Annotated in this window: 25 protein-coding genes, 1 tRNA gene and 1 pseudogene; 20 read left to right on the forward strand and 7 right to left on the reverse strand. The window is 58.5% G+C overall.

Going from position 1 to position 25482, the window contains the following annotated elements:
- Nucleotides 1-7 precede the first annotated feature (7 nt).
- On the reverse strand, nucleotides 8-3457 hold the full coding sequence (gene mfd / locus LOY36_RS08695) for a transcription-repair coupling factor (RefSeq protein ID WP_258672933.1): 3450 nt from the start codon (nucleotides 3455-3457) through the stop codon (nucleotides 8-10).
- Between the two features lie 354 nt (nucleotides 3458-3811).
- On the opposite strand from mfd, the gene LOY36_RS08700 reads away from it, so the two are divergent.
- Complete coding sequence (locus LOY36_RS08700) at nucleotides 3812-5275, forward strand: glyceraldehyde-3-phosphate dehydrogenase (RefSeq protein ID WP_026345862.1); 1464 nt, start codon at nucleotides 3812-3814, stop codon at nucleotides 5273-5275.
- A gap of 99 nt (nucleotides 5276-5374) precedes the next feature.
- On the opposite strand, the gene LOY36_RS08705 is transcribed toward LOY36_RS08700, so the two are convergent.
- The 3 genes from LOY36_RS08705 to LOY36_RS08715 form a co-directional block, all read right to left on the reverse strand.
- Nucleotides 5375-6064 carry an endonuclease I family protein gene (locus LOY36_RS08705; RefSeq protein WP_258672934.1) on the reverse strand — a complete coding sequence of 230 codons (690 nt, stop codon included), beginning with the start codon at nucleotides 6062-6064 and terminating at the stop codon, nucleotides 5375-5377.
- Nucleotides 6065-6068: 4 nt separating this feature from the next.
- On the reverse strand, nucleotides 6069-6359 hold the full coding sequence (locus LOY36_RS08710) for a DUF1654 domain-containing protein (protein WP_258672935.1): 291 nt from the start codon (nucleotides 6357-6359) through the stop codon (nucleotides 6069-6071).
- Nucleotides 6360-6523: 164 nt separating this feature from the next.
- Complete coding sequence (locus LOY36_RS08715) at nucleotides 6524-7612, reverse strand: asparaginase (RefSeq protein WP_019582839.1); 1089 nt, start codon at nucleotides 7610-7612, stop codon at nucleotides 6524-6526.
- Between the two features lie 336 nt (nucleotides 7613-7948).
- Here LOY36_RS08715 and LOY36_RS08720 point away from each other — a divergent pair, with 336 nt between their 5' ends.
- From LOY36_RS08720 to LOY36_RS08755, 8 genes and pseudogenes are all read left to right on the forward strand, one after another.
- Nucleotides 7949-8401: a hypothetical protein gene (locus LOY36_RS08720; RefSeq protein WP_258672936.1), complete on the forward strand. Its 453-nt coding sequence runs from the start codon at nucleotides 7949-7951 to the stop codon at nucleotides 8399-8401.
- Between the two features lie 175 nt (nucleotides 8402-8576).
- Entirely contained in the window at nucleotides 8577-9533 is a 957-nt protein-coding gene (locus tag LOY36_RS08725; protein ID WP_019582837.1) for a sugar ABC transporter substrate-binding protein, read from the forward strand.
- 56 nt (nucleotides 9534-9589) lie between these two features.
- The gene (locus LOY36_RS08730; RefSeq protein WP_258672937.1) at nucleotides 9590-11143 is read left to right on the forward strand and encodes a sugar ABC transporter ATP-binding protein; all 1554 of its coding nucleotides are present in this window, start codon (nucleotides 9590-9592) and stop codon (nucleotides 11141-11143) included.
- The gene (locus LOY36_RS08735; protein WP_007940220.1) at nucleotides 11140-12117 is read left to right on the forward strand and encodes an ABC transporter permease; all 978 of its coding nucleotides are present in this window, start codon (nucleotides 11140-11142) and stop codon (nucleotides 12115-12117) included. The genes LOY36_RS08730 and LOY36_RS08735 overlap by 4 nt, the downstream gene beginning before the upstream one ends.
- A gap of 3 nt (nucleotides 12118-12120) precedes the next feature.
- Nucleotides 12121-13141 (forward strand): annotated as a pseudogene (locus tag LOY36_RS08740) (LacI family DNA-binding transcriptional regulator).
- 59 nt (nucleotides 13142-13200) lie between these two features.
- Nucleotides 13201-14118: a ribokinase gene (gene rbsK / locus LOY36_RS08745; protein WP_258672938.1), complete on the forward strand. Its 918-nt coding sequence runs from the start codon at nucleotides 13201-13203 to the stop codon at nucleotides 14116-14118.
- Entirely contained in the window at nucleotides 14115-14519 is a 405-nt protein-coding gene (gene rbsD, locus LOY36_RS08750) for a D-ribose pyranase (RefSeq protein WP_019582833.1), read from the forward strand. The genes rbsK and rbsD overlap by 4 nt, the downstream gene beginning before the upstream one ends.
- A gap of 33 nt (nucleotides 14520-14552) precedes the next feature.
- Nucleotides 14553-15581 (forward strand): nucleoside hydrolase, encoded by a 1029-nt coding sequence (locus tag LOY36_RS08755; protein ID WP_258672939.1) that lies wholly within the window; start codon nucleotides 14553-14555, stop codon nucleotides 15579-15581.
- 38 nt (nucleotides 15582-15619) lie between these two features.
- Here LOY36_RS08755 and LOY36_RS08760 read toward each other — a convergent pair whose 3' ends face one another.
- Complete coding sequence (locus LOY36_RS08760) at nucleotides 15620-15826, reverse strand: hypothetical protein (protein WP_019582831.1); 207 nt, start codon at nucleotides 15824-15826, stop codon at nucleotides 15620-15622.
- A 132-nt stretch (nucleotides 15827-15958) separates the two neighbouring features.
- Between LOY36_RS08760 and LOY36_RS08765 the strand changes: the two genes are divergently transcribed.
- Both LOY36_RS08765 and LOY36_RS08770 read left to right on the forward strand, forming a co-directional pair.
- Nucleotides 15959-16264, forward strand: coding sequence for a hypothetical protein (locus tag LOY36_RS08765; RefSeq protein ID WP_258672940.1), 306 nt, complete (start codon nucleotides 15959-15961; stop codon nucleotides 16262-16264).
- Nucleotides 16265-16430: 166 nt separating this feature from the next.
- A complete protein-coding gene (locus tag LOY36_RS08770) occupies nucleotides 16431-16748 on the forward strand; it encodes an I78 family peptidase inhibitor (protein ID WP_019582830.1) in 318 nt (105 codons plus the stop codon).
- 72 nt (nucleotides 16749-16820) lie between these two features.
- On the opposite strand, the gene LOY36_RS08775 is transcribed toward LOY36_RS08770, so the two are convergent.
- Together LOY36_RS08775 and LOY36_RS08780 are read right to left on the reverse strand one after the other, a co-directional pair.
- Nucleotides 16821-17033, reverse strand: a complete 213-nt coding sequence (locus LOY36_RS08775) for a cold-shock protein (RefSeq protein WP_003179963.1) — start codon at nucleotides 17031-17033, stop codon at nucleotides 16821-16823.
- Between the two features lie 290 nt (nucleotides 17034-17323).
- The gene (locus LOY36_RS08780) at nucleotides 17324-17626 is read right to left on the reverse strand and encodes a hypothetical protein (protein ID WP_018930277.1); all 303 of its coding nucleotides are present in this window, start codon (nucleotides 17624-17626) and stop codon (nucleotides 17324-17326) included.
- 373 nt (nucleotides 17627-17999) lie between these two features.
- Here LOY36_RS08780 and thrS point away from each other — a divergent pair, with 373 nt between their 5' ends.
- The 9 genes from thrS (at nucleotide 18000) to LOY36_RS08825 (ending at nucleotide 25456) form a co-directional block, all read left to right on the forward strand.
- Nucleotides 18000-19922, forward strand: coding sequence for a threonine--tRNA ligase (gene thrS / locus LOY36_RS08785; protein WP_007940231.1), 1923 nt, complete (start codon nucleotides 18000-18002; stop codon nucleotides 19920-19922).
- The gene (infC, locus tag LOY36_RS08790; RefSeq protein WP_172435341.1) at nucleotides 19922-20473 is read left to right on the forward strand and encodes a translation initiation factor IF-3; all 552 of its coding nucleotides are present in this window, start codon (nucleotides 19922-19924) and stop codon (nucleotides 20471-20473) included. Before thrS ends, infC begins: the two co-directional genes overlap by 1 nt.
- 60 nt (nucleotides 20474-20533) lie before the next feature.
- A complete protein-coding gene (gene rpmI / locus LOY36_RS08795; protein ID WP_002553160.1) occupies nucleotides 20534-20728 on the forward strand; it encodes a 50S ribosomal protein L35 in 195 nt (64 codons plus the stop codon).
- A 28-nt stretch (nucleotides 20729-20756) separates the two neighbouring features.
- A complete protein-coding gene (rplT, locus tag LOY36_RS08800) occupies nucleotides 20757-21113 on the forward strand; it encodes a 50S ribosomal protein L20 (RefSeq protein WP_007905879.1) in 357 nt (118 codons plus the stop codon).
- A gap of 109 nt (nucleotides 21114-21222) precedes the next feature.
- On the forward strand, nucleotides 21223-22239 hold the full coding sequence (pheS, locus tag LOY36_RS08805; protein ID WP_007940232.1) for a phenylalanine--tRNA ligase subunit alpha: 1017 nt from the start codon (nucleotides 21223-21225) through the stop codon (nucleotides 22237-22239).
- 26 nt (nucleotides 22240-22265) lie between these two features.
- Nucleotides 22266-24647: a phenylalanine--tRNA ligase subunit beta gene (gene pheT / locus LOY36_RS08810; RefSeq protein ID WP_258672942.1), complete on the forward strand. Its 2382-nt coding sequence runs from the start codon at nucleotides 22266-22268 to the stop codon at nucleotides 24645-24647.
- 3 nt (nucleotides 24648-24650) lie between these two features.
- Nucleotides 24651-24953, forward strand: coding sequence for an integration host factor subunit alpha (gene ihfA, locus LOY36_RS08815; RefSeq protein ID WP_002553164.1), 303 nt, complete (start codon nucleotides 24651-24653; stop codon nucleotides 24951-24953).
- The gene (locus LOY36_RS08820; protein ID WP_003179985.1) at nucleotides 24934-25290 is read left to right on the forward strand and encodes a MerR family transcriptional regulator; all 357 of its coding nucleotides are present in this window, start codon (nucleotides 24934-24936) and stop codon (nucleotides 25288-25290) included. Before ihfA ends, LOY36_RS08820 begins: the two co-directional genes overlap by 20 nt.
- A gap of 89 nt (nucleotides 25291-25379) precedes the next feature.
- Nucleotides 25380-25456: transfer RNA gene (locus LOY36_RS08825), tRNA-Pro, on the forward strand.
- Nucleotides 25457-25482 lie beyond the last annotated feature (26 nt).

The raw sequence follows: 25482 nt of genomic DNA on the forward strand, positions 1-25482 counted from the left end.
GCGTCCTTCAAGCAGTGGTCGGAATGAGGCGCTCGAATAGCGCCTCTACAGTATTAAAGCGTTCTTCCGGGCGTTCCATCGGTACGAGGAATTTGAACATTGTGGCGCCTTCGAACTTGTAGCGTTTGGGTTGGCTCTGAATCAGTTTGATCAGTGTCAGCGGGTCGACCGGGGTCTGTGCCGCGAACTCGATCCGACCGCCTTGCGGGCCGCCGTCGACTTTCTTGATGCCCAGCTGTTCGGCTTGCAATTTCAGCGCCGTGATCCGCACCAGGTTCTTGGTCGGTTCCGGCAACAGGCCGAAGCGGTCGATCATCTCCACTTGCAGGTCCTTGAGGCCTTCCTCATCGGTGGCCGAGGCAATGCGTTTGTAGAGAATCAGTCGGGCATGAACGTCCGGCAGGTAGTCTTCGGGAATCAACGCCGGTACACGCAGATTGACTTCCGGACCGCCGCCCAGCGGTTGATCGAGGTTCGGCTGTTCGCCCTTGCGGATCGACTTCACTGCACGCTCGAGCATTTCCATGTACAGCGTGAAACCCACGGCCTGGATCTGCCCGCTCTGGCCGTCGCCCAGCAGTTCGCCGGCGCCACGGATTTCCAGGTCGTTGGTGGCGAGCACGAAGCCCGCGCCGAGGTCCTGGGTATTGGCGATCGCTTCCAGACGTTTTTCCGCATCGGGAGTGATTTGCTGGCGCGGTGGTGTCAGCAGGTAAGCATACGCCTGGTGGTGACTGCGACCGACCCGGCCACGTAACTGGTGCAACTGGGCCAGGCCGAACTTGTCCGCGCGTTCGATGATGATGGTGTTGGCGCTCGGCACGTCGATGCCAGTCTCGATGATGGTCGAGGCGATCAGCACGTTGAAGCGCTTGTGATAGAAGTCGCTCATCACCTGTTCGAGTTCACGTTCGCGCATCTGCCCGTGGCCGATGCCGATCCGCGCTTCCGGCACCAGTTCAGCGAGGTCTGCGGCGCATTTCTCGATGGTCTTCACGTCGTTGTGCAGGTAGTAGACCTGGCCGCCACGCAGCAGCTCACGCAGCAGGGCCTCTTTGACCGTGCTCTTGTTCTGTTCCATGACGAAGGTGCGCACCGACAAGCGACGGGCCGGCGGTGTGGCGATGATCGACAGGTCGCGCATGCCCGACACCGCCATGTTCAGCGTGCGCGGTATTGGCGTTGCGGTCAGTGTCAGGATGTCGACTTCACTGCGCAGTGCCTTGAGCTGTTCTTTCTGACGGACACCGAAACGGTGCTCTTCGTCGATGATCACCAGCCCCAGGTTTTTGATTTTTACGTCATCTTGCAGCAGCTTGTGTGTGCCGATGACGATGTCGATCTTGCCTTCGGCCAGGTCCGCAACCGCGGCGTTCACTTCCTTGGCCGACTTGAAGCGGCTCATCACTTCCACGGTCACCGGCCAGTCGGCAAAGCGGTCGCGGAAGCTGTTGTAGTGTTGCTGGGCGAGCAGGGTGGTCGGCACCAGAATCGCCACCTGACGACCGCCGTGTACCGCGATGAACGCCGCACGCATGGCCACTTCGGTCTTGCCGAAACCGACGTCGCCGCAGACCAGGCGATCCATCGGTTTCGGCGCGAGCATGTCTTCGCGCACCGCTTCGATGGTGGTTTGCTGGTCCGGGGTTTCTTCGAACGGGAAACCGGCGCTGAAGGTCGCGTAATCGGCTTTCGGGTCTGCGAAGGCATAACCCTCGCGAGCGGCGCGGCGGGCATAGATGTCGAGCAACTCGGCGGCCACATCGCGCACCTGTTCGGCGGCTTTGCGCTTGGCTTTCTGCCAGGTCTCGGAGCCGAGGCGGTGCAGCGGCGCGAGGGCGTCGTCACTGCCGGTGTAGCGAGCGATCAGGTGCAGGTTGGCCACCGGCACATACAGCTTGGCGCCTTCGGCGTATTCGAGGGTCAGGAACTCGGCGGCCTGGTTGTCGATTTCCAGGATCGTCAGCCCCAGATAGCGGCCGACACCATGATCGATGTGCACCACCGGCGCACCTTCGCGCAGCTCGGTGAGGTTTTTGATCACCGCATCGTTGTTGGCGTCGGCGCGTTTCTCGCGGCGACGGCGCTGCATTACGCGCTGACCGAACAATGGGCTTTCGGCAACCAGGGCCAGCGCTGGGTCGTCCAGCAACAGGCCTTCGTCGAGTGGTGCAATGGTGATCGCCAAGCGCTCTTTGCTGGCGACAAAGTCCGGCCAGCTGTCGACGGTTTTCGGTCGCAGCTTCAAGCGTTCGAGCAATTCCAGCAGCACTTCACGACGGCCCGCGGACTCGGCGGTAAACAGCACGCGGCCGGGGAATTCGTCGAGGAAACTGGCCAGCGCCGCCAACGGCTGAGTGGCCTTGGCTTCGATGGCCAGGTTCGGCAGAGGCTGAGCCGGGAAGCGCTCGCGGCCGACACCAGTTTCGACGTCTTGTTGACTGGCCACCACACGGGGCCAGCTCTTCAGGCGCGCAAAGCAGTCTTCCACCGGCAGGAACAACTCGGCCGGTGGCAATAAAGGACGGGACGGATCGACGCGGCGCTCTTCATAGCGGTTGCGCACATCGTTCCAGAAATTCTCCGCGGCCTGTTCGATGCCCGGCAGGGAAAACACTTGCGTGTCCTGGGGCAGGTAATCGAACAGGGTGGAGGTTTCCTCGAAGAACAGCGGCAGGTAGTACTCGATGCCCGCCGGCGTAATCCCGCTGCTCAAATCCTGGAAAATCGGGCAGCGACGGAAGTCGACATCGAAGCGCTCGCGAAACCGCGCCTTGAAGCGGGTCACGGCTTCTTTCTGCAGCGGGAATTCCTTGGCCGGTAACAGCTTGACCGAGTCGACCTTGTCGATGGAACGCTGGTTTTCCGGGTCGAAAGTGCGCAGGGTTTCGATTTCGTCGTCGAACAGGTCAATGCGATAAGGCAGCTTGCTGCCCATCGGGAACAGGTCGATCAGCGAGCCGCGCACGGTGAATTCGCCATGCTCGTACACGGTATCGACGTAGCGATAACCGGTGGCTTCAAGCCGGGTGCGCATCTGCTCGACATCGAGTTTCTGGCCGACATCCAGCACCAGGCTGCTGCCGAGCAGGAATTTGGTCGGCGCCAGGCGATGCAGGGCAGTGGTGATCGGCACCACCAGCACGCCGTGCACCAGCTCCGGCAACCGATACAGGCTGGCGATACGCTGCGAGATGATGTCCTGGTGTGGCGAGAACAGGTCGTAGGGCAGGGTTTCCCAGTCGGGGAAGTGCAGGACAGGCAAATCCGGGGCGAAGAAACTCAGCTCCTGTTCCAGCCGTTCGGCACTCTGGCTGTCGGCGGTCAGTAGCAAGGTAAAGCGCTTGGCAGCGCTGGCGGCCTCGGCGATGGCCAGGCTCAGGGCGGCACCGGGCAGGTTGCCCCAGTGCTGTTTACCTGCCGCGGCAGGGAGAAGCGGTAGACGCAGAACGGGCACGGAAGGTTGAGCTCCAAGCGTTGCGACAAAGTCGGTAATTGTAACGGTCTCGAGTGCCGGCTGTCAGTTGCAGACTGTGTCTATATACACAGGTTGAGCAAAATGTAGTGGTAATGACAAAAACTGGCGATTTAATACTGAAAATGTAGTGCCAAAACCGCCCAGTGTTACGGAGGGTTACGGACACTGTGGCGTTGTCGTCGAAAAATTGACTGTGCTGAAAGCCCCGTATTTACTGGGCTGGCGCGGGGCGTGATTTTTTTGAACGGAATTTTGTTACCGCTCGTGCGACAGGCGCGCATTGCTACGGGAGGCTCTCGGCGGCATAATGTAGCCCCTTTTTTCTGCCCCTACATGTGGAAGGTTCCCGTGACTCAGAAGCCCGACCAGTGTCTTGGTGAATGGATCGACCGTGAAGCACTCGCAGAAGCGATGATTCCGCTTATCGGTCAGCTCTACCGCAATAACAACGTGGTGAGCTCGATCTATGGCCGCAGTCTGATCAACCAGTCTGTCATCGCGATTCTCAAAGCTCACCGCTTTGCTCGCCATCGCCAGTCCGATGACAGCGAATTGTCCGTCCACGAAACATTCCCGCTGCTCAAGGCAATGAGCGAGCTCAAGCTCGGCGCTGCTTCGGTAGATCTGGGCAAGCTGGCTGTCAAATTCAAAGCCGAAGGCAATGGCCGTACCGCCGAAGCGTTCGTCCGTGACGAACTGGCTGATGTGGTCGGCAAGCAGAATGGTTCCGGTCGTACCGGCACCGACGTTGTGCTGTACGGCTTCGGTCGTATCGGTCGTCTGCTGGCGCGCATCCTGATCGAGAAAACCGGTGGTGGCGACGGCCTGCGTCTGCGCGCCATCGTTGTCCGCAAGGGCGCCGAGAACGATCTGGTCAAACGTGCCAGCCTGCTGCGTCGCGACTCGGTGCACGGTTCGTTCAATGGCACCATCACCATTGATGAAGCCAGCAACACCATCACCGCCAACGGCAACCTGATCCAGGTTATCTACGCGAAGAACCCGACTGAAGTGGACTACACCCAGTACGGCATCAAAAACGCGCTGCTGGTGGACAACACCGGTGTATGGCGTGACGCCGACGGCCTGGGCCAGCACCTGGCCTGCCCGGGTATCGACCGCGTTGTTCTGACCGCGCCTGGCAAAGGCAAGCTGAAGAACATCGTTCACGGCATCAACCACGGTGAAATCACCGCTGACGACAAGATCGTTTCCGCCGCTTCCTGCACCACCAACGCCATCGTGCCGGTGCTGAAAGCTGTCAACGACAAGTTCGGCATCGTCAACGGTCACGTTGAAACGGTTCACTCGTACACCAACGACCAGAACCTGATCGACAACTTCCACAAAGGCGATCGTCGTGGCCGTAGCGCCGCGTTGAACATGGTGATCACCGAGACCGGTGCTGCCACTGCTGCCGCCAAGGCGCTGCCTGAACTGGCCGGCAAGCTGACCGGTAACGCGATTCGCGTTCCGACGCCAAACGTGTCGATGGCCATTCTCAACCTGAACCTTGAGAAAGCCACCACCCGTGAAGAGATGAACGAGTACCTGCGCTACATGGCGCTGCACTCCGATCTGCATAAGCAAATCGACTTCGTCAACTCGCAGGAAGTGGTTTCCACCGACTTCGTGGGCTCGCGCCACGCAGGCGTAGTGGACGCTGAAGCGACCATCTGCAACGACAACCGCGTTGTTCTGTACGTTTGGTACGACAACGAGTTCGGTTACAGCTGCCAGGTAGTTCGCGTGATGGAAGACATGGCCGGTGTAAACCCGCCAGCATTCCCGCGCTAAGCCTTAGCCGCACATGAAAACGCCCCGACTTCGGTCGGGGCGTTTTTGTTTGGGCGACCGGCGAGGGCGCAATCTGCCGGGGAAAGTCCTGGCAGCCGGTTAGCCGCAGGCCTTCATGTCTACTGGCCCGACAAACTCATTGCCGCGGCCCATCACGCACGCCACGCTCTGATTGCGCTGACGTTCCCAGGCCTGAACCGGGTAGGTCTTGTTCCAGGCTTCGTACAATTGCCGATCCTGTTTCGACAGGCGCAAGCCGTACTGTTTGCTCATGTAGAAATACGTTCGGGCGATCATGCCGCGAATGGAAGGCCGGGGCATGACCTTCTTCGCCTTGAAGTCGACCTGAGTCAGGCACGAGCCATATTGACCCGATTGCACGGGTAGCCAGCCGAAACTGAAATTGCTCCGATCGCCATTCACTTCGCCGATGCTGGGCACCAGATTGTGCAGGTCGGCCTCAGCTTTTTGATAGGTTGGGTCGTAATGCGTGCAGTTCTTGCGACCTCCCTGTTGCCAGCACTGACGCTGATGGCCGATCTGCCAGGCCGGGACAATGTGTTCCCACTCGATGCGCGAGGCGCGCTTGGCGTTTTTGCGTGGTATATAACCACAGGCGGCGAGGTTCACGCGGTTGCCGGTGTATTTGCAGCCGCAATAAAACTCGGTGGATTGCGGAGCGTACAACTTCCAGGCGACTTTCTTGGCTTCGTTGAAGGTGCGTGGGGCGCCAGCTTGGGCACCAAGGGTGATGAGCAGAAACAGCAAAGCAAGCCAGCGGACGCTCATTGACTCAATCTTCCTTCGGCACAACCCAGAAAATCTGCACGCCGCCATCGTCGCGATGGGCGAGGGTGACGTTGTCGTTCTCGTCGATTTCTTCGAGCAAGCGCTCCCACTCATTCACGGGCTCGTCCGGAAGACGGAAGATCAGTGCGGCTTTGGCTTTCTGGGCGGTGGGGGAATTGATGATTTTCTGAACGCGCATACCCAGGCGTTCGTAAGCGTCAGGAGAGGCGGAGGTAGTGGCCACGGAGTTATCCTTATTGAGCTGTACGTGCATACAGTATTTAACTGTAGGCATTTTCGCAACTGCTTAAAATTCAAGAAAATCCTCTGACAGTGGTTTTTTCCGTTTGGTGTAGGGCGAAGGGAGATTTTTTATCGGAAAGAGGTCGTGAACCACTCGCCAGGACTGGCGAGTGGTGACAGCGGTGCCCGACCGCGAACGGGTCGGGCGAGGGCGTATCAGTACTCCCAGAACATCCGTTGCAGCTCTTTGCTGTCGTTGGTCTTGGTCAGTGCGACCATGGCCAGGATGCGGGCTTTTTGCGGGTTCAGGTCGTTGGCCACAACCCAGTCGTACTTGTCGTCAGGTTGTTCGGCGTTACGCAGAACGAAACCGCCAGCGTTGACGTGGGAGGAGCGAATGATTTGTACGCCGTCCTTGCGCAGAGCCTGCAGGGCGGGAACCACGCGGGACGACACCGAGCCATTGCCGGTGCCGGCGTGGATGATGGCTTTGGCGCCCGATTGAGCCAGGGCTTTGTAGGCGGTGTCACTGACGTTGCCATAGGAGTAGGCAATTTCGACGTCAGGCAGACTCTTGATGGTTTTGATGTCGAATTCCGAGTCCATGGTGTGGCGCTTGGCCGGTAGACGGAACCAGTAGGATTTGCCTTCGACCACCATGCCCAACGGGCCCCAGGCACTTTTGAACGCCTCGGTCTTGATGTTGATCATTTTGCTGACATCGCGACCCGACTGGATTTCATCGTTCATGGTCACCAACACGCCTTTGCCACGCGCGTCCTTGCTACTGGCCACGGCGACGGCGTTGTACAGGTTCAGCATGCCGTCGGCCGACATGGCGGTGCCAGGGCGCATGGAGCCGACGACGATAATCGGCTTGTCGGTTTTCTCCACCAGGTTCAGGAAGTAAGCGGTTTCTTCCAGGGTGTCGGTGCCGTGGGTGATGACAATGCCATCGACGTCTTTGCTGTCGGCCAGTTCAGCCACGCGACGTCCCAGTTGCAGCAGGTTGTCGTTGGTGATGCTTTCGGATGCGATCTGCATGACTTGTTCGCCGCGAACGTTGGCCAATTGGCTCAGTTCCGGAACTCCTGCGATCAATTGTTCGATGCCGACTTTCGCCGCTTGGTAGGTGGCGCTGTTGGCGGCGCTGGCGCCCGCGCCGGCAATGGTGCCCCCGGTGGCCAGGATCACCACGTTCGCCAGTTTCTGTCGGGTTTCGACTTCTTTTGCTTGAAGGGCTGTGGGCAGAAGCATAAGCAGGGCCAAGGCGCCCGGAATAAAAGTGTTGAAGGCAGATTTCATTATTGTTTTCTCTAGTAGTGAGACGGTGCAGATGCAGGTTCATCTAGAAGCGCCCCAAGCAGATCTGAACGCCGGGGGTGGAGAGGAAGAGCAGGATCTGTACCAGTCGGACGCTGGAGAAGGTGATCTTTTAACCTGATGATTTTTATCAATATTGTTGTCGTGGCTGGCGATACTTCGCGCCTGGCTGTCCGGGTTTCCGAATATGTTCAGCTTTTATGTTCGGCTCACCGACCTTCATTGAGAAGGTCGCCTTGCATAATCGAAAATCGGTGCTAAAGAAAACCCCGCACAGGTCGATGCTCCTTTAAAGGATCTATTTTTTCAGGAGTTCACATGTCGTTTACTGTCGGTTTTGCAAATGCAGGCGCAATCACTATCGGGGGTAAATCCCCGGCGACCATCAACGACTTGAGTGAAGCAACATCCGACGCCTCGACCCAGGCGCTGGGCAAAGAGCAGGGCGACGACAAGCAGGTCAGAACCGGTGGCGGCGCGGCGGCTCAGAGCGAAAGCAAATCCGAGAAAACCAGCAGTCAGAGTATTGCGGTGCAGATATTGCTCAAGCGCATGCAGGAACTGCAGCAGCAACTGCGCGAACAGCAGCAACAATTGGCGGCCGCTCAGGCGGCGAATTATTCGACCCCGGAAGCCAAGTCCAGCGCAGTCATGACAATCCAGGGGCAAATCGCCAATACCAGCGCTGCGCTGGCGCAAGTGACCGGCAATCTGGTCAAGGAGCTGGCCAAGGATTCCAGCGGCGGCGGTCTGGTCAACACCACGGCGTGAGGCAAAACGGGTTGGCTTTTGCCAACCGAGACGCGGAACGGGGCGTTGACAAATCTCGGCAGGGTTCGCATAGTTCGGTCTACGCAAACGTTTGCGCGGTCGCCGTCGATGGGTTGATCCATTGATGATCCAGCGCAAGCGTTGCTAAGAATAATCATAAGATCGGAGTGAACCCATGAAGCTGCCATTCGCTGGACGTCTTCTCGCTGTCGCTATGCTGGCTGCCGCATCCGCCGCGTTGCCTGTCTCTTCGGCATTCGCCGCAACCCCTGAAAAACCTAAAGTCGCGCTGGTCATGAAATCTCTGGCCAACGAGTTCTTCCTGACCATGGAAGACGGCGCCAAGGCCTACCAGAAAGACCACTCCGGCGACTTCGAGCTGATCTCCAACGGCATCAAGGACGAAACGGACACGGCCGGCCAGACGCGCATCGTCGAACAAATGATCCTGTCCAAGGTCAACGCACTGGTCATCGCTCCGGCAGACTCCAAGGCCATGGTCCCGGTCATCAAGAAGGCAGTCGATGCCGGTATCACCGTGATCAACATCGATAACCAGCTGGACCCGGCTGTCGTCAAAAGCAAAAACATCACCGTTCCATTCGTAGGCCCGGACAACCGCAAAGGCGCGCGTTTGGTGGGTGAATACCTGGCCAAGCAACTGAAGGCTGGTGACGAAGTCGGCATCATCGAAGGCGTTTCCACCACCACCAACGCCCAGCAGCGCACTGCCGGCTTCAAGGATGCGATGGAAGCGGCGCAGATCAAAGTCGTGTCCCTGCAGTCCGGCGATTGGGAAATAGACAAGGGCGGCAAAGTGGCCTCGTCGATGCTCAGCGAATACCCGAACATCAAGGCCCTGCTGGCCGGCAACGACAGCATGGCGGTCGGCGCGGTCTCTGCCGTGCGTGCCGCCGGTAAGGCCGGCAAGGTGCAAGTGGTCGGTTACGACAACATCAATGCGATCAAGCCAATGCTCAAGGACGGTCGCGTCCTGGCCACCGCCGACCAGTTTGCTGCCCGGCAAGCAGTGTTCGGCATCGAGACCGCGCTGAAAATCATCAAAGGCGAGAAAGTCGATAGCGGCGCCAACGGCGTCATCGAAACTCCGGTAGAGCTGGTTACCAAGTAGTCTTTCTGGCGACACAACGGTGCTCGCCCCTTGGGGCGGGCGCATGGAGAGTTTTTATGTCAGTTTCCGCCCCGAACGCTGTCCTCTCGGTCAGCGGTATCGGTAAGACCTACGCTCAACCTGTCCTGACCAGCATCGACCTGACGCTGATGCGCGGCGAAGTGCTGGCGCTGACCGGCGAGAATGGTGCCGGCAAAAGTACGCTGTCGAAAATCATTGGCGGGCTGGTCACGCCGACCACCGGCCAGATGCGATTCCAGGGTCAGGATTACTGCCCCGGCAGCCGCAGCCAGGCCGAAAAGCTGGGCGTGCGCATGGTCATGCAAGAACTCAATCTGTTGCCGACATTGTCGGTGGCGGAAAACCTGTTCCTCGACAACCTGCCCAGCCTCGGTGGCTGGATCAGCCGCAAACAACTGCGCAGGGCGGCGATCGAGGCCATGGCTCAGGTCGGCCTCGACGCCATCGATCCGGACACCCTGGTCGGTGAGCTGGGTATCGGTCACCAGCAAATGGTGGAAATCGCCCGCAACCTGATCGGCGATTGCCATGTGCTGATCCTCGACGAGCCGACCGCGATGCTGACGGCCCGTGAAGTTGAAATGCTCTTCGAGCAGATCACTCGCCTGCAGGCGCGCGGCGTGGCGATCATCTACATTTCCCACCGCCTCGAAGAACTGGCACGGGTGGCCCAGCGCATCGCGGTATTGCGCGACGGCAACCTGGTCTGTGTCGAGCCGATGGCCAATTACAACAGCGAGCAACTGGTCACCCTGATGGTCGGCCGTGAGCTGGGCGAGCACATCGACATGGGCCCGCGCAATATCGGTGCCCCGGCGCTGACGGTCAAAGGGCTGACCCGTTCCGACAAGGTTCGCGATGTGTCCTTCGAAGTGCGCGCCGGCGAGATCTTCGGGATCTCCGGTTTGATCGGGGCAGGGCGCACCGAATTGCTGCGCCTGATCTTCGGTGCCGATACAGCCGACAGCGGCACCGTTGCGCTGGGTTCGCCGGCTCAGGTGGTGGATATTCGTTCACCGGCCGACGCAGTCGGTCATGGCATCGCGCTGATCACCGAAGATCGCAAGGGCGAGGGCCTGCTGTTGACGCAATCGATCAGCGCCAATATTGCCCTGGGCAATATGCCGGTGATTTCCAGCGGCGGCTTCGTCAACAACGGTGACGAGATGTCGCTGGCCCAGCGTCAGATCGACGCCATGCGCATTCGCAGTTCCAGCCCGACGCAATTGGTCTCGGAATTGTCCGGCGGCAATCAGCAGAAAGTGGTGATCGGCCGTTGGCTCGAACGCGAATGCACGGTAATGCTGTTCGACGAGCCGACCCGAGGCATCGACGTCGGCGCCAAGTTCGACATCTATACATTGCTCGGTGAGTTGACCCGTCAGGGCAAAGCACTGGTGGTGGTGTCCAGTGACCTGCGCGAACTGATGCTGATCTGTGACCGCATTGGCGTGCTGTCGGCAGGGCGTCTGATCGACACCTTCGAGCGTGACAGCTGGACCCAGGATGATTTGCTTGCCGCCGCGTTCGCCGGCTATCAAAAACGTGATGCGTTGCTCAACGAAGCAGCGCCTAGGGATCTTCCATGAATACTGCAACTCTGGTCGGCAAACGTAGTGGCAATTTTTACGGCCTCGGCACTTACCTGGGCCTGGCCGGTGCCTTGCTGGCGATGGTCGCGCTGTTCTCTGTGTTGAGCAGCCATTTCCTGTCTTACGACACCTTCAGCACCCTGGCCAACCAGATTCCCGATCTGATGGTGCTGGCGGTCGGCATGACCTTCGTATTGATCATCGGCGGAATCGATTTGTCGGTGGGTTCGGTGCTGGCGCTGGCGGCGTCGACAGTCAGCGTGGCGATTCTCGGCTGGGGCTGGAGCGTGCTTCCGGCGGCGTTGCTGGGAATGGGCGCCGCGGCACTGGCGGGTACCATCACCGGTTCGATTACCGTGGCCTGGCGGATTCCGTCATTCATCGTGTCCCTCGGTGTGCTGGAAATGGCGCGGGGTCTGGCATACCAGATGACCGGTTCGCGCACCGCTTATATCGGTGATGCCTTCGCCTGGCTGTCCAACCCGATCGCTTTCGGCATCTCGCCGTCGTTCATCATTGCCTTGCTGATTATCTTCATCGCCCAGGCTGTGCTGACGCGCACGGTGTTCGGTCGTTACCTGATCGGCATCGGCACCAACGAGGAGGCGGTACGTCTGGCGGGGATCAATCCGAAGCCCTACAAGATTCTGGTGTTCAGCCTGATGGGGCTGTTGGCCGGTATCGCTGCGTTGTTTCAGATTTCTCGCCTGGAAGCGGCGGACCCGAATGCCGGCTCCGGTCTGGAGCTGCAAGTGATCGCCGCGGTGGTGATCGGCGGCACCAGCCTGATGGGCGGGCGCGGTTCGGTGATCAGCACCTTCTTCGGCGTACTGATCATCTCGGTACTGGCGGCGGGTCTGGCGCAGATCGGCGCGACCGAGCCAACCAAACGCATCATTACCGGTGCGGTTATCGTGGTGGCGGTGGTGCTCGATACCTATCGCAGTCAGCGCGCAAGCCGGCGGACCTGAGTCATGGCAACGATCAAGGATGTAGCGGCGCTCGCGGGCATTTCCTACACCACGGTTTCCCATGTGGTGAACAAGACGCGGCCAGTCAGTGAGGAAGTGCGGATCAAGGTCGAGGCGGCAATCAAAAGCCTCGACTACGTGCCCAGCGCCGTGGCTCGCTCGTTGAAGGCGAAAACCACCGCGACCATCGGGCTGCTGGTGCCCAACAGCCTCAACCCGTACTTCGCCGAGTTGGCCCGTGGCATCGAGGATTACTGCGAGCGCAATGGCTATTGCGTCATTCTCTGCAATTCCGATGACAACCTGGACAAGCAGCGCAGCTACCTTCGCGTGCTGCTGGAAAAACGCATCGACGGCTTGATTGTAGCCTCTGCCGGTGGTGACAGCAGCTTGGCCGAAGGCCTGACGGGCGTGCGTACGCCGATGGTGATCGTCGACCGTGACCTGGAGGGTGTCGATGCGGACCTGGTGCGCATCGATCACGAATACGGCGCCTATCTGGCGACCCGGCACTTACTGGAGTTGGGGCATCGGGACATCGCCACGATTGGCGGCCCGGCAAGTACCAGCGTGGCGCAGATGCGTCTGGCCGGTTATTGCCGGGCGTTGAAAGAGGCGGGCGTCGAGGTGCCGCGCGAGCGCATGCTGGAAAGCGACTTCACCAGCACCGGCGGTTACAACGCCGCCGCGATCCTGCTGGAAAAGAACCCGCCCAGCGCGATCTTCGCCGGCAACGACATGATCGGCATCGGTGTGTTGCGTGCCGCTGCCGAGCGCAATATTCGTGTGCCCACCGAGCTGTCGGTGATCGGTTTCGACGATATCCAGATGAGCCGTTACGTCTATCCGGCGCTGACCACCGTGGGCCAGTCAATCCTGCAACTTGGCGAGATGGCGGCCGAGGTGTTGCTGCGCCGGATCGCCGCGCCGGATCTGGCGACCGATCAGCGCATCGTGACGCCCAGTATTGTCCTGCGGGAATCGACCAGCGCCGCTGGCCGGTGTGTTTGCCCAATATCGCTGAGCCGAAAGCACCGCTAAACAAAAAAGCACCGCTGAAATCGAATTGATGAGTAAAGATGTATGCCAGCAAAAGTAGTGGTAATAGGCAGCCTGAACATGGACCTGGTGACCCGGGCGCCACGGCTGCCCCGTGGTGGTGAAACGCTGATCGGCCAGTCATTTGCCACGGTTTCCGGCGGCAAGGGTGCGAACCAGGCCGTGGCCGCGGCGCGGCTGGGAGCGCAGGTGTCGATGGTCGGTTGTGTCGGCAGCGATGCTTATGGCGAAGCGCTGCGTGGAGCGCTGTTGGCCGAGCGGATCGATTGCCAGGCCGTCAGTACGGTCGAGGATTCCAGCGGCGTGGCGTTGATCGTGGTCGATGACAACAGTCAGAACGCGATCGTGATTGTTGCCGGTGCCAACGGTGCGTTGACCCCCGAAGTGGTCGACCGTTTCGACAATGTATTGCAGACGGCAGATGTCATCATCTGTCAGCTGGAAGTGCCGGATGCCACGGTCGGCCATGCTTTGAAACGCGGTCGTGAGCTGGGCAAGACCGTGATCCTCAATCCGGCACCGGCCAGTCGCCCGCTACCGGCGGATTGGTATGCGGCCATCGATTACCTGATTCCCAACGAAAGCGAAGCCTCGGCCTTGAGCGGTTTGCCGGTGGATTCCCTGAGTACTGCCGAAGCTGCCGCGACCCGCTTGATCGCCATGGGCGCCGGTAAGGTGATCATCACCCTTGGTGCTCAGGGATCGCTGTTCGCCAATGGCACACGCTTCGAGCATTTCCCGGCACCGACAGTGAAGGCGGTCGATACCACCGCGGCCGGCGACACGTTTGTCGGTGGTTTCGCTGCGGCGCTGGCGGCCGGCAAAAGCGAGGCCGAGGCGATTCGTTTCGGTCAGGTCGCGGCTGCGCTGTCGGTCACCCGGGCTGGCGCGCAACCTTCGATTCCTACCTTGTCCGACGTACAGGCGTTTAAAGCACCATGAAAAAGACTCCTTTGCTCAACGTCGCGTTATCGCGGCTGATCGCATCCCTGGGTCATGGCGACACCGTTGTGATCGGCGATGCCGGCCTGCCGGTACCGCCTGGCGTCGAGTTGATTGACCTGGCATTGACCCACGGCATTCCGGATTTCATCAGTACCTTGAAGGTCGTGCTCAGCGAAATGCAGGTCGAAAGCCATGTGCTGGCCCATGAGATTCTGGACAAAAAGCCGTCGGCCTTGAGCACCCTGGATGAACTGAATGCCGACGGTGCGCTTGGTCGGCGCGAACTGCTCAGTCATGACCAATTCAAAGCGCTCAGCCGACAGGCACGGGCGATTGTTCGTACAGGCGAATGTCAGCCGTACTGCAACATCATTCTGGTGGCTGGCGTAACGTTCTAACTTTCCGTTCTTCCCACGCACAAGGAGTGCGCTATGCACCGCTATGCTCAGAAACTGCATCACCTGCTTCGGAGTCTGCTGCTTTTGTCCCTGATTACCGCAACAAGCGCCCACGCGGCGGAAAAAATCGACTTGATCATCGACACCGATCCGGGGGCCGATGACGTGGTCGCCTTGCTGTTTGCCCTGGCCTCGCCGGAAGAGCTGAACATTCGTGCGCTGACCACCGTCGCTGGCAACGTGCGTCTGGACAAAACCTCGCGTAATGCGCGACTGGCCCGCGAATGGGCGGGCCGCGAAGAAGTGCCTGTTTACGCGGGTGCACCGAAACCGCTGATGCGCACGCCGATCTATGCCGAGAACATCCACGGCAAGGAAGGTCTGTCGGGTGTCACCGTGCACGAGCCGAAGAAAGGCCTGGCCAAAGGCAATGCGGTCAACTACCTGATCGATACCCTGAAAGCCGCCAAGCCCCACAGCATCACCATCGCCATGCTCGGCCCGCAGACCAACCTGGCCCTGGCGCTGATCCAGGAACCTGAAATCGTTCAGGGCATCAAGGAAGTGGTGATCATGGGCGGTGCGCACTTCAACGGCGGCAACATCACCCCGGTGGCCGAGTTCAACCTGTTCGCCGACCCACAGGCGGCGGAAGTGGTGCTGAAGAGTGGCGTCAAGCTGACGTATCTCCCGCTGGACGTGACCCACAAGATCCTCACCAGTGAAGCGCGCCTGAAGCAGATCGCTGCACTGAACAACAATGCCAGCAAGCTGGTGGGCGATATTCTCAACGAGTACGTCAAGGGCGACATGGAGCACTACGGCATTCCGGGTGGCCCGGTGCATGACGCCACGGTCATCGCTTATCTGCTCAAGCCGGAACTGTTTACCGGTCGTTCGGTAAACGTGGTGGTCGACAGTCGTGAAGGGCCGACCTTCGGTCAGACCATTGTCGACTGGTATGACGGCCTGAAGGCGCCGAAGAATGCCTTCTGGGTTGAAAATGGCGACGCCCAGGGCTTCTTCGACCTGCTGACCCAGCGCCTGGCTCGCTTGAAGTAATCCAAAGACCCGCAGGTGCCAGCCTGCGGGTTTTTCCGCTACTCGGTATCCGTTACGCCCATGTAGTCGGCAGGGTATCTCTCGAGAACCTGGGTAATGAAGGTCTGGGCGGCCTGCGTCCCCAGTTCCTTGACCAGCAAATCGATACCAATGATTGCCAGCTCTTCCGGAGTGCCCGGGCTGTAAGAGCTGTGACCCTGTGGCCACTTGATTGTGATATTGGCGTCGATGCTTACGGTGGTCATGATGGCGCTCGTGAAGTCGGGAAAGTCTGAGTGTCGAGTTAACCATTTTGCAGGACGTTTGGCACTCCGACTTAGGCATCAGGGGAGGGCTATGCGACACTTGGTCTTTGACGAATTTTCAAGGATTGTGCTGTGCAGATCGATTTGAACACTCCTGACGGCTTGACCCTCGAAGCAGTGCGTCAGCTACTGGCCTCTGCCAGCGACGATGAGCACACCCAGTTGCGGGTCACCAAGGGCGGCATCGCCTACATTTCGTCGGGTGTCGTGGGCGGTACTGATATCGACGGGCTGCGGTTTCGCCTGGAAACCTGGGCCAAGGGCTCGGGCTATGTCGGATTAGTCGCAGCCAGCGACGAGGTCTGGGTCATGCAGATCTTCAACGCGTTGAAAGACAACTGGCCGAATCCGCCGTTCGATTACATCGACGTCTATTGAACGCTGTTCATATTCAGTCACGATTGCGGGATGAACGGTAGGGCGATGCTCAGGCAAACTCGCCACTCGTCCAGACTGAGGGCAGGGTGATAGCGCCCGCCTTGAAACCAAACGCCAAAATGGCGGTCGCACGATCTCTGCTTAATTTTTGAAAAAAGGAGGCGTCATGCCTTGGAAGCTCGCGTCATTGGGTACGTTGTTGGCCGCCACTCTGCTGGCCGGTTGCAGCAGTACGTCCACCGAGTCGGCAAAGGACCCTGTGGCGACCGATACCGGCCACAGCCGTTGTGAAGCAAAGTCTGCCGAATTCACCATTGGCAAAAAGGCTTCGCCCCAATTGCTGGAGCAGGCACGTACCCGCGCAGGCGCGCAGAATGCCCGGTTCCTCAAGCCTGACGACATGGTGACTCTGGAGTACCGCTCCGATCGCCTGAACCTGAACACCGACAGCAATCTGGTGGTTACCCGCGTCAACTGCGGCTGATTGCTTCAGGTTTTTGTTTCACCCATAAAAAACCCCGTCACATGGACGGGGTTTTTTTAGTGCGCCAGAAAATTACTCTGGGCGAACTTGTGCAGCTTGCATACCCTTTTGGCCTTTCTCAGCCACGAAGGAAACGGTTTGGCCTTCTTTCAGGCTTTTGAAACCGTCGCTTTCGATAGCTTTGAAGTGTACGAACAGGTCGTCACCGCCACCTTGAGGAGTGATGAAGCCGAAGCCTTTTTCATCGTTGAACCATTTAACGGTGCCGGTTTGGCGATTAGACATGGTGTATCTCCAAGAAACATATATTTTCAGTAGTACTGTGCTGCTCAGGCCAACTGGGCACACCGGAGTATCATAGTCGAAATGTTCGCTTTGGGAGCCCCCCGGACGTGCTGTTTGCCCTACAGTCGCGTTCTCTTTGTTGCTCTGTATGGCTGAAAGCCCCGTTTTAAAAGGCTTTCAGCCGAAAGTAAAGACAATAAAAAAAGCTGTAAAACCTGCATAAATCGTACGAAAAAGCTGAAATCCATCACTTTTTATCAGCGTTGGGCCGAGTCAAAAGGACTTTTTCCTCACTTTTTCGCCGGTGCATTGGCCTTGCATTTGGCGATCTCGCCCAGTGCCTTCTGTTGCAGTTCCGGGGTGGCCTTGTTGTCCATCAGCGACTGGATATCGCTGGCCGGGTAGGATTTGATCGCGTCGGCGCCACAAGCGCAGTGGGATTTTGCCGCAGCAGCGCCAATCTGAGGGGAGGCCGCCTGTGTGCACTGAGCCATGTACTTCTCGCGCTCACCCTTTGGCCAGTCGGCGTGGGCCGCCAGCGGCAGCAACAGGACGACGGGTGCGACTACTGCGAATAAACGATTCAGACGCATGCTGAGATGCTCCTTTCGGGTCAATGTCTTTTATCTGAGGGGTGACACGGGGTTCAAGTTCAGCACTCTGGCACAAAAAAGCCTGATTTGCCCCAGCAGAAAACCTCAGTGCATCGATGACCGTTCATCTGTGCTAGCATGCCTGGCTCGGGTGTTTGCAGGCTCCGGATGACCTTCCGTCCCGGCAGCGGCAAATGCGCGAATAACCCTGATTTGAATCCCAGTCACTCTGGTTCGGTTTTCCGGTTGGCCGCAAGGCTCCTGCCGCTGTAAGGCAGGCGTTCGTCATTGAATGGCCTGGATCGGATCTTGTACTGGCTCATCCCAACCCACGTGACCTTTGGTAGGGGTCACCACTAGGAGAGGAGGCGCCATGCCAACTATTACTCTTCCCGACGGCAGTCAACGTTCATTCGATCACCCGGTTTCCGTAGCCGAGGTCGCCGCATCCATCGGTGCAGGCCTGGCCAAGGCCACCGTAGCCGGCAAGGTCAATGGCAAGCTGGTCGACGCCAGCGACATCATCGACAGCGACTCTTCGCTGCAAATCATTACGCCAAAGGATGAAGAGGGGCTGGAGATCATTCGCCACTCTTGCGCCCACCTGGTTGGCCACGCGGTCAAGCAGCTGTACCCGACGGCCAAGATGGTCATCGGTCCGGTCATCGAAGAAGGCTTCTATTACGATATCGCCTTCGAGCGTCCTTTCACGCCCGACGACCTGGCCGCCATCGAACAGCGCATGCAGCAGCTGATCGAAAAAGATTACGACGTGATCAAGAAAGTCACTCCGCGCGCCGAAGTGATCGAAGTGTTCAAGGCTCGCGGCGAAGACTACAAACTGCGCCTGGTCGAAGACATGCCGAACGAGCAGGCCATGGGCCTGTACTATCACGAAGAATACGTTGACATGTGCCGTGGTCCGCACGTGCCGAACACGCGCTTCCTGAAATCCTTCAAGCTGACCAAGCTGTCCGGCGCCTACTGGCGTGGCGATGCCAAGAACGAGCAATTGCAGCGCGTTTACGGCACCGCATGGGCGGACAAGAAGCAGCTGGCGGCTTACATCCAGCGCATCGAAGAAGCTGAAAAGCGCGATCACCGCAAGATCGGCAAGCGTCTGGGCCTGTTCCACACCCAGGAAGAGTCGCCGGGCATGGTGTTCTGGCACCCGAACGGCTGGACTCTGTACCAGGTGCTCGAGCAGTACATGCGCAAGGTTCAGCGCGACAACGGTTACCTGGAGATCAAGACTCCACAAGTCGTTGACCGCAGCCTGTGGGAGAAATCCGGGCACTGGGCCAACTACGCCGACAACATGTTTACCACTCAGTCGGAAAACCGCGACTACGCCATCAAGCCGATGAACTGCCCGTGCCACGTGCAGGTGTTCAATCAGGGCCTGAAAAGCTACCGCGAGCTGCCAATGCGTCTGGCCGAGTTCGGTGCCTGCCACCGTAACGAGCCGTCGGGTGCGCTGCACGGCATCATGCGCGTTCGCGCCTTCACTCAGGACGATGCTCACATCTTCTGTACTGAAGAGCAGATGCAGGCCGAATCCGCCGCGTTCATCAAGCTGACCATGGACGTCTATGCCGACTTCGGCTTTAAAGAAGTCGAAATGAAACTGTCCACTCGTCCGGAAAAACGCGTCGGTTCCGACGAGTTGTGGGATCGCGCCGAAGCGGCATTGGCCGCAGCCCTTGATAGCGCGGGCCTGCCGTACGATCTGCAGCCGGGCGAGGGTGCGTTCTACGGTCCGAAGATCGAGTTCTCGCTGAAAGATTGCCTCGGTCGCGTCTGGCAGTGTGGTACCCTTCAGCTCGATTTTAACCTGCCTGTCCGTCTGGGAGCCGAATACGTCTCTGAAGACAACAGTCGCAAGCACCCGGTGATGTTGCACCGGGCGATCCTGGGTTCCTTCGAGCGCTTCGTCGGAATTCTGATCGAGCACTACGAGGGTGCATTCCCTGCGTGGCTGGCGCCGACCCAGGCAGTGATTATGAATATCACTGATAAACAAGCCGATTTTGCCGCCGAGGTTGAAAAAACTCTCAACGAAAGCGGATTTCGTGCCAAGTCTGACTTGAGAAATGAAAAGATCGGCTTTAAAATCCGCGAGCATACTTTGCTCAAGGTTCCCTATCTCTTGGTTATCGGAGATCGGGAAGTCGAGATGCAGACTGTCGCTGTGCGTACTCGTGAAGGTGCTGACCTGGGCTCGATGCCCGTCGCCCAGTTCGCTGAGTTTCTCGCGCAAGCGGTTTCCCGGCGTGGTCGCCCAGATTCGGAGTAATTATTATTAAGCGTGAAATGAGACAAGATAAACGAGCTGCACCGAAAGCCCCGATCAACGAGAATATCTCGGCACGCGAGGTTCGGTTAATTGGGGCTGAAGGTGAACAGCTTGGGATTGTGTCAATTGAAGACGCGCTTCTTAAGGCTGAAGAGGCCAAACTGGATCTGGTGGAAATTTCCGCCGATGCAGTACCCCCTGTTTGCAAACTGATGGACTACGGCAAATCGATCTTCGAAAAGAAGAAGCAGATTGCCGCGGCCAAGAAAAACCAGAAGCAGATTCAGGTTAAAGAAATCAAGTTTCGTCCAGGGACGGAGGAAGGGGATTACCAGGTAAAACTGCGCAACCTGGTACGTTTCCTGAGTGACGGGGACAGGGCCAAGGTATCCTTGCGATTCCGCGGCCGTGAGATGGCCCACCAGGAGCTGGGGATGGAACTCCTCAAGCGAGTTGAAGGTGACTTGCTCGAGTACGGTTCGGTCGAACAGCATCCTAAGATGGAAGGACGCCAGCTGATCATGGTCATCGCCCCGAAAAAGAAGAAGTAATCAACAGGGCACGGCAGGCCTTCTGATTATGTTTATCAACTGAATGCGGAGTATCCGAACATGCCAAAAATGAAAACGAAAAGTGGTGCTGCTAAGCGGTTTTTGAAAACTGCTAACGGTATCAAGCACAAGCACGCTTTCAAGAGCCACATCCTGACTAAAATGTCGACCAAGCGTAAGCGTCAACTGCGCGGTAGCAGCTTGCTGCATCCGTCTGACGTGGCAAAAGTCGAGCGCATGCTGCGCCTTCGTTAATTTTAGTCAAGAATAGAGGAAGTAACTCATGGCTCGTGTAAAGCGTGGCGTCATTGCCCGTAAACGTCACAAAAAAATTCTGAAACTTGCTAAAGGCTACTACGGCGCTCGCTCGCGCGTATTCCGTGTTGCCAAGCAAGCGGTAATCAAGGCAGGCCAATACGCCTACCGTGACCGTCGTCAGAAAAAACGTCAGTTCCGCGCTCTGTGGATCGCTCGTATCAACGCTGGTGCACGTATCAACGGTCTGTCCTACAGCCGTTTCATCGCCGGCCTGAAAAAAGCGTCCATCGAGATCGACCGTAAGGTTCTGGCTGATCTGGCAGTGAACGAAAAAGCGGCGTTTGCTGCGATTGTCGAGAAAGCTAAAGCCACCTTGGCTTAAGTACCCCCGACAGTCACCCGGCCTCACCTCTGTGGGGCCAGGTGTTAAACGTCATAAATAGGGGAAGAGCCTTCAAGCTCTTCCCCTATTTTGTATCTGGAGTCTGTACATGGAAAACCTGGATGCGCTCGTCTCTCAAGCACTAGAGGCTGTGCAAAGCGCTGAAGATATCAATGCCCTGGAGCAAATCCGGGTTCACTACCTTGGTAAAAAGGGTGAATTGACTCAGGTGATGAAGACCCTGGGGAATTTGCCGGCAGAAGAGCGTCCGCAAGTCGGTGCGCTGATCAACGTTGCCAAGGAGCGTGTCACAGAGGTTCTCAATGCGCGCAAGGCGTTGTTCGAGGAGGCCGATCTTGCGGCCAAGCTCGCCGCCGAATCCATTGACGTGACCCTGCCTGGCCGCGGCCAGACCTCAGGCGGTCTGCATCCGGTTACCCGGACTCTGGAACGTATCGAGCAGTTCTTTACCCACATCGGCTACGGCATCGCCGAAGGCCCTGAGGTCGAAGACGATTACCACAACTTCGAAGCGCTCAACATCCCAGGCCATCACCCGGCCCGGTCGATGCATGACACCTTCTATTTCAATGCCAACATGTTGCTGCGCACCCATACCTCGCCGGTACAGGTCCGCACCATGGAATCGAAACAGCCGCCGATCCGCATCGTCTGCCCAGGCCGTGTGTACCGTAGCGACTCCGATATCACCCACTCGCCGATGTTCCACCAGGTCGAAGGCCTGCTGGTCGACCGCGATATCAACTTCGCCGACCTGAAAGGGACCATCGAAGAGTTCCTGCGCGTGTTCTTCGAAAAAGAACTGGCCGTGCGTTTCCGTCCTTCGTACTTCCCGTTCACCGAGCCATCCGCCGAAGTCGACATGGAATGCGTGATGTGCAGCGGTAAAGGCTGCCGTGTCTGCAAGCAGACTGGCTGGCTGGAAGTCATGGGCTGCGGCATGGTTCACCCGAACGTGCTGCGTATGTCCGGGATCGACCCGGAAGAGTTTTCGGGCTTTGCCTTCGGCATGGGCGTTGAGCGTCTGGCCATGCTGCGTTACGGCGTGAACGACTTGCGTCTGTTCTTCGACAACGACTTGCGGTTCCTCGCGCAATTTCGCTAGTCGTAACGAATTCTTAGGAGAGCAGGATGAAATTCAGTGAACAATGGCTGCGTGGCTGGGTAAGCCCGCAGGTAAATCGCGACGAGCTGGTTGCTCGTCTGTCGATGGCCGGTCTTGAGGTCGATAGCGTTACGCCGGCCGCCGGTGAATTCAGTGGTGTGGTAGTGGGCGAGGTGCTGAGCACCGAGCAGCACCCGGACGCCGACAAGCTGCGCGTTTGCCAGGTCAGCAGTGGCGCGCAGACCTTCCAGGTTGTGTGCGGTGCGCCAAACGTGCGCCCGGGCCTGAAGATCCCGTTCGCCATGATCGGTGCCGAACTGCCAGGCGATTTTAAAATCAAGAAAGCCAAGCTGCGTGGCGTTGAATCCAACGGCATGCTGTGCTCCCAGGCTGAGCTGCAAATTGGCGAAGGCAACGACGGCCTGATGGAATTGCCGGCCGATGCGCCGGTCGGTCAGGACATTCGTGAATACCTGAACCTGGAAGACGCCAGCATCGAGGTCGACCTGACCCCGAACCGCGGTGACTGCCTGTCTCTGGCCGGTCTGGCCCGTGAAGTCGGTGCGCTTTATGCTGCCCCGGTGGTGCGCCCGGCCATTGCCAGCGTTCCTGCCGTGCACGACGAAGTGCGTTCGATCGAAGTACTGGCGCCGAACGCTTGCCCGCGTTACCTGGGTCGCGTGATCCGTAACGTTGACCTGTCCAAGCCTACGCCACTGTGGATGGTCGAGCGCCTGCGTCGCGCCGACGTGCGCAGCATCGACGCCGCCGTCGACATCACCAACTACGTGATGCTGGAACTGGGCCAGCCGCTGCACGCATTCGATCTCGCCGAAATCAATGGCGGCATCCGCGTGCGCATGGCCAAAGATGGCGAGAAGCTGGTGCTGCTCGACGGCCAGGAAGTCAGCCTGCGTAGCGATACGCTGGTGATCGCCGACCACACCCGCGCCTTGGCTATCGCCGGCGTCATGGGTGGCGAGCACAGCGGCGTCAACACCGCGACCACCCGTGATATTTTCCTGGAAAGCGCGTTCTTCGACCAGATTGCCGTCGCTGGCAAGGCGCGTTCCTACGGCCTGCACACCGACGCTTCGCACCGCTACGAGCGTGGCGTGGACTGGAAGCTGGCCCGTGAAGCCATGGAGCGCGCCACTGGCCTGCTGCTGGACATCACCGGTGGCGAAGCCGGCCCGATTGTTGAAACCGTCAGCGAACAGCATTTGCCGTCGATCGCGCCGATCACCCTGCGTGCCCAGCGCATCACCCAGATGCTGGGTATGGAAATGGATTCGGCCGAAGTCGAGCGTCTGCTCAGCGCTTTGGGCCTGACCATTACTGCCGATGGGGCAGGGCAGTGGCGCGTTGAAGTGCCAAGCTTCCGTTTCGATATCAGCCTGGAAGTTGACCTGATCGAAGAGCTGGCCCGTCTGTACGGCTACAACCGTCTGCCGGTTCGCTACCCGCAAGCCCGTCTGGCACCACAAGCCAAGGCTGAAGCGCGCAGCGATCTGCCTGAGCTGCGTCGTCTGCTGGTGGCCCGTGGTTATCAGGAAGCGATCACCTACAGCTTCATCGATCCGAAACAGTTCGAGTTGTTTAATCCGGGTGTCGAGCCGCTGTTGCTGGCCAACCCGATTTCCAACGACATGGCTGCCATGCGTTCGTCCCTGTGGCCGGGCCTGGTCAAGGCGCTTCAGCACAACCTGAACCGCCAGCAGGATCGTGTCCGCCTGTTCGAAAGCGGTCTGCGTTTTGTCGGTCAGCTGGAAGGCCTCAAGCAAGAGCCGATGCTGGCCGGTGTGGTGTGCGGTAGCCGTCTGCCGGAAGGCTGGGCGCAAGGTCGCGATGTCGTGGATTTCTTCGACGTCAAAGCCGATGTGGAAGCGGTGCTGGGCTTCGCCGGTGCACTGGATGCGTTCACGTTTGTGCCGGGTAAACACCCTGCGTTGCACCCGGGTCAAACCGCGCGCGTCGAGCGTGATGGTCGCCTGGTCGGCTATGTCGGTGCTATCCACCCTGAATTGTCGAAAACCCTCGGTCTCGACCGTCCGGTCTTCGTTTTCGAGCTGGTTTTGGCCGAAGTGGCTTCGGGCAAAATGCCAAAATTCAGCGAGTTGTCGCGCTTTCCTGAAGTGCGTCGTGACTTGGCATTGATTGCGGCCACGGACGTGGCAGCAAGTGCTGTGCTGGATGTAATCCGTGAAAATGCAGGCGAATGGCTCACGGACCTCAGGCTATTTGACGTGTATCAGGGTAAAGGCATTGATCCTGATAGAAAAAGCCTTGCGGTTGGCTTGACCTGGCAGCATCCATCGCGCACTCTTAATGACGATGAGGTGAATACCGCAACGCAAAACATCCTCACCTCGCTCGAACAAAGGTTGAACGCCACGTTAAGGAAGTGACGTATGGGGGCTTTGACGAAAGCTGAGATGGCGGAACGTCTGTACGAAGAGCTGGGCCTGAACAAGCGGGAGGCCAAGGAATTGGTCGAACTGTTTTTCGAAGAAATCAGGCACGCGCTCGAAGACAACGAACAAGTCAAATTGTCCGGTTTCGGCAATTTCGACCTTCGGGACAAACGCCAGCGGCCTGGCCGCAATCCGAAAACGGGAGAAGAAATCCCGATCACGGCTCGCCGTGTGGTCACCTTTCGTCCAGGGCAGAAGTTGAAGGCCCGAGTTGAGGCTTATGCTGGAACCAAGTCATAACGACGAACTACCCGTCATCCCGGGCAAACGCTACTTCACCATTGGTGAAGTCAGCGAGCTGTGTGCGGTAAAACCACACGTGCTGCGCTACTGGGAGCAGGAGTTTCCTCAACTCAACCCCGTCAAACGCCGCGGAAACCGCCGGTATTATCAGCGCCAGGACGTGCTGATGATCCGGCAGATCCGCGCGCTTCTTTACGATCAGGGGTTCACCATCGGCGGCGCACGCTTGCGTTTGTCCGGCGATGAAGCCAAAGACGACACCACCCAATACAAACAAATGATCCGCCAGATGATCGCCGAGCTGGAAGATGTTCTGGTGGTCCTCAAGAAATAAATTCCTGCTTTTAAATACTTCCAGTTTTCAAAAGCTTGCGATATATTCTTGAACGTTCCTCGAGATGAGGGACAGAATCAACGCCTAGTCGGGGCGTAGCGCAGTCCGGTAGCGCACTAGCATGGGGTGCTAGGGGTCGAGTGTTCGAATCACTCCGTCCCGACCATATTTTTCAATGACTTAGCCACCTTT

The organism is Pseudomonas sp. B21-019 (assembly GCF_024749225.1).
GTDB lineage: Bacteria > Pseudomonadota > Gammaproteobacteria > Pseudomonadales > Pseudomonadaceae > Aquipseudomonas.

Excerpts from the sequence above, each read along its gene's own strand:
- rbsK (WP_258672938.1), top strand. The coding sequence starts at position 13,201 with ATGCCAGCAAAAGTAGTGGTAATAGGCAGCCTGAACATGGACCTGGTG.
- rbsD (WP_019582833.1), top strand. The coding sequence starts at position 14,115 with ATGAAAAAGACTCCTTTGCTCAACGTCGCGTTATCGCGGCTGATCGCA.
- LOY36_RS08730 (WP_258672937.1), top strand. The coding sequence starts at position 9,590 with ATGTCAGTTTCCGCCCCGAACGCTGTCCTCTCGGTCAGCGGTATCGGT.
- LOY36_RS08820 (WP_003179985.1), top strand. The coding sequence starts at position 24,934 with ATGCTGGAACCAAGTCATAACGACGAACTACCCGTCATCCCGGGCAAA.
- LOY36_RS08715 (WP_019582839.1), bottom strand. The coding sequence starts at position 7,612 with ATGAAATCTGCCTTCAACACTTTTATTCCGGGCGCCTTGGCCCTGCTT.
- rplT (WP_007905879.1), top strand. The coding sequence starts at position 20,757 with ATGGCTCGTGTAAAGCGTGGCGTCATTGCCCGTAAACGTCACAAAAAA.
- LOY36_RS08775 (WP_003179963.1), bottom strand. The coding sequence starts at position 17,033 with ATGTCTAATCGCCAAACCGGCACCGTTAAATGGTTCAACGATGAAAAA.
- pheS (WP_007940232.1), top strand. The coding sequence starts at position 21,223 with ATGGAAAACCTGGATGCGCTCGTCTCTCAAGCACTAGAGGCTGTGCAA.
- LOY36_RS08770 (WP_019582830.1), top strand. The coding sequence starts at position 16,431 with ATGCCTTGGAAGCTCGCGTCATTGGGTACGTTGTTGGCCGCCACTCTG.
- LOY36_RS08705 (WP_258672934.1), bottom strand. The coding sequence starts at position 6,064 with ATGAGCGTCCGCTGGCTTGCTTTGCTGTTTCTGCTCATCACCCTTGGT.
- LOY36_RS08725 (WP_019582837.1), top strand. The coding sequence starts at position 8,577 with ATGAAGCTGCCATTCGCTGGACGTCTTCTCGCTGTCGCTATGCTGGCT.
- LOY36_RS08735 (WP_007940220.1), top strand. The coding sequence starts at position 11,140 with ATGAATACTGCAACTCTGGTCGGCAAACGTAGTGGCAATTTTTACGGC.
- LOY36_RS08710 (WP_258672935.1), bottom strand. The coding sequence starts at position 6,359 with ATGCCTACAGTTAAATACTGTATGCACGTACAGCTCAATAAGGATAAC.
- LOY36_RS08720 (WP_258672936.1), top strand. The coding sequence starts at position 7,949 with ATGTCGTTTACTGTCGGTTTTGCAAATGCAGGCGCAATCACTATCGGG.
- rpmI (WP_002553160.1), top strand. The coding sequence starts at position 20,534 with ATGCCAAAAATGAAAACGAAAAGTGGTGCTGCTAAGCGGTTTTTGAAA.
- LOY36_RS08700 (WP_026345862.1), top strand. The coding sequence starts at position 3,812 with ATGTGGAAGGTTCCCGTGACTCAGAAGCCCGACCAGTGTCTTGGTGAA.
- LOY36_RS08760 (WP_019582831.1), bottom strand. The coding sequence starts at position 15,826 with ATGACCACCGTAAGCATCGACGCCAATATCACAATCAAGTGGCCACAG.
- thrS (WP_007940231.1), top strand. The coding sequence starts at position 18,000 with ATGCCAACTATTACTCTTCCCGACGGCAGTCAACGTTCATTCGATCAC.
- pheT (WP_258672942.1), top strand. The coding sequence starts at position 22,266 with ATGAAATTCAGTGAACAATGGCTGCGTGGCTGGGTAAGCCCGCAGGTA.
- LOY36_RS08755 (WP_258672939.1), top strand. The coding sequence starts at position 14,553 with ATGCACCGCTATGCTCAGAAACTGCATCACCTGCTTCGGAGTCTGCTG.
- ihfA (WP_002553164.1), top strand. The coding sequence starts at position 24,651 with ATGGGGGCTTTGACGAAAGCTGAGATGGCGGAACGTCTGTACGAAGAG.
- LOY36_RS08780 (WP_018930277.1), bottom strand. The coding sequence starts at position 17,626 with ATGCGTCTGAATCGTTTATTCGCAGTAGTCGCACCCGTCGTCCTGTTG.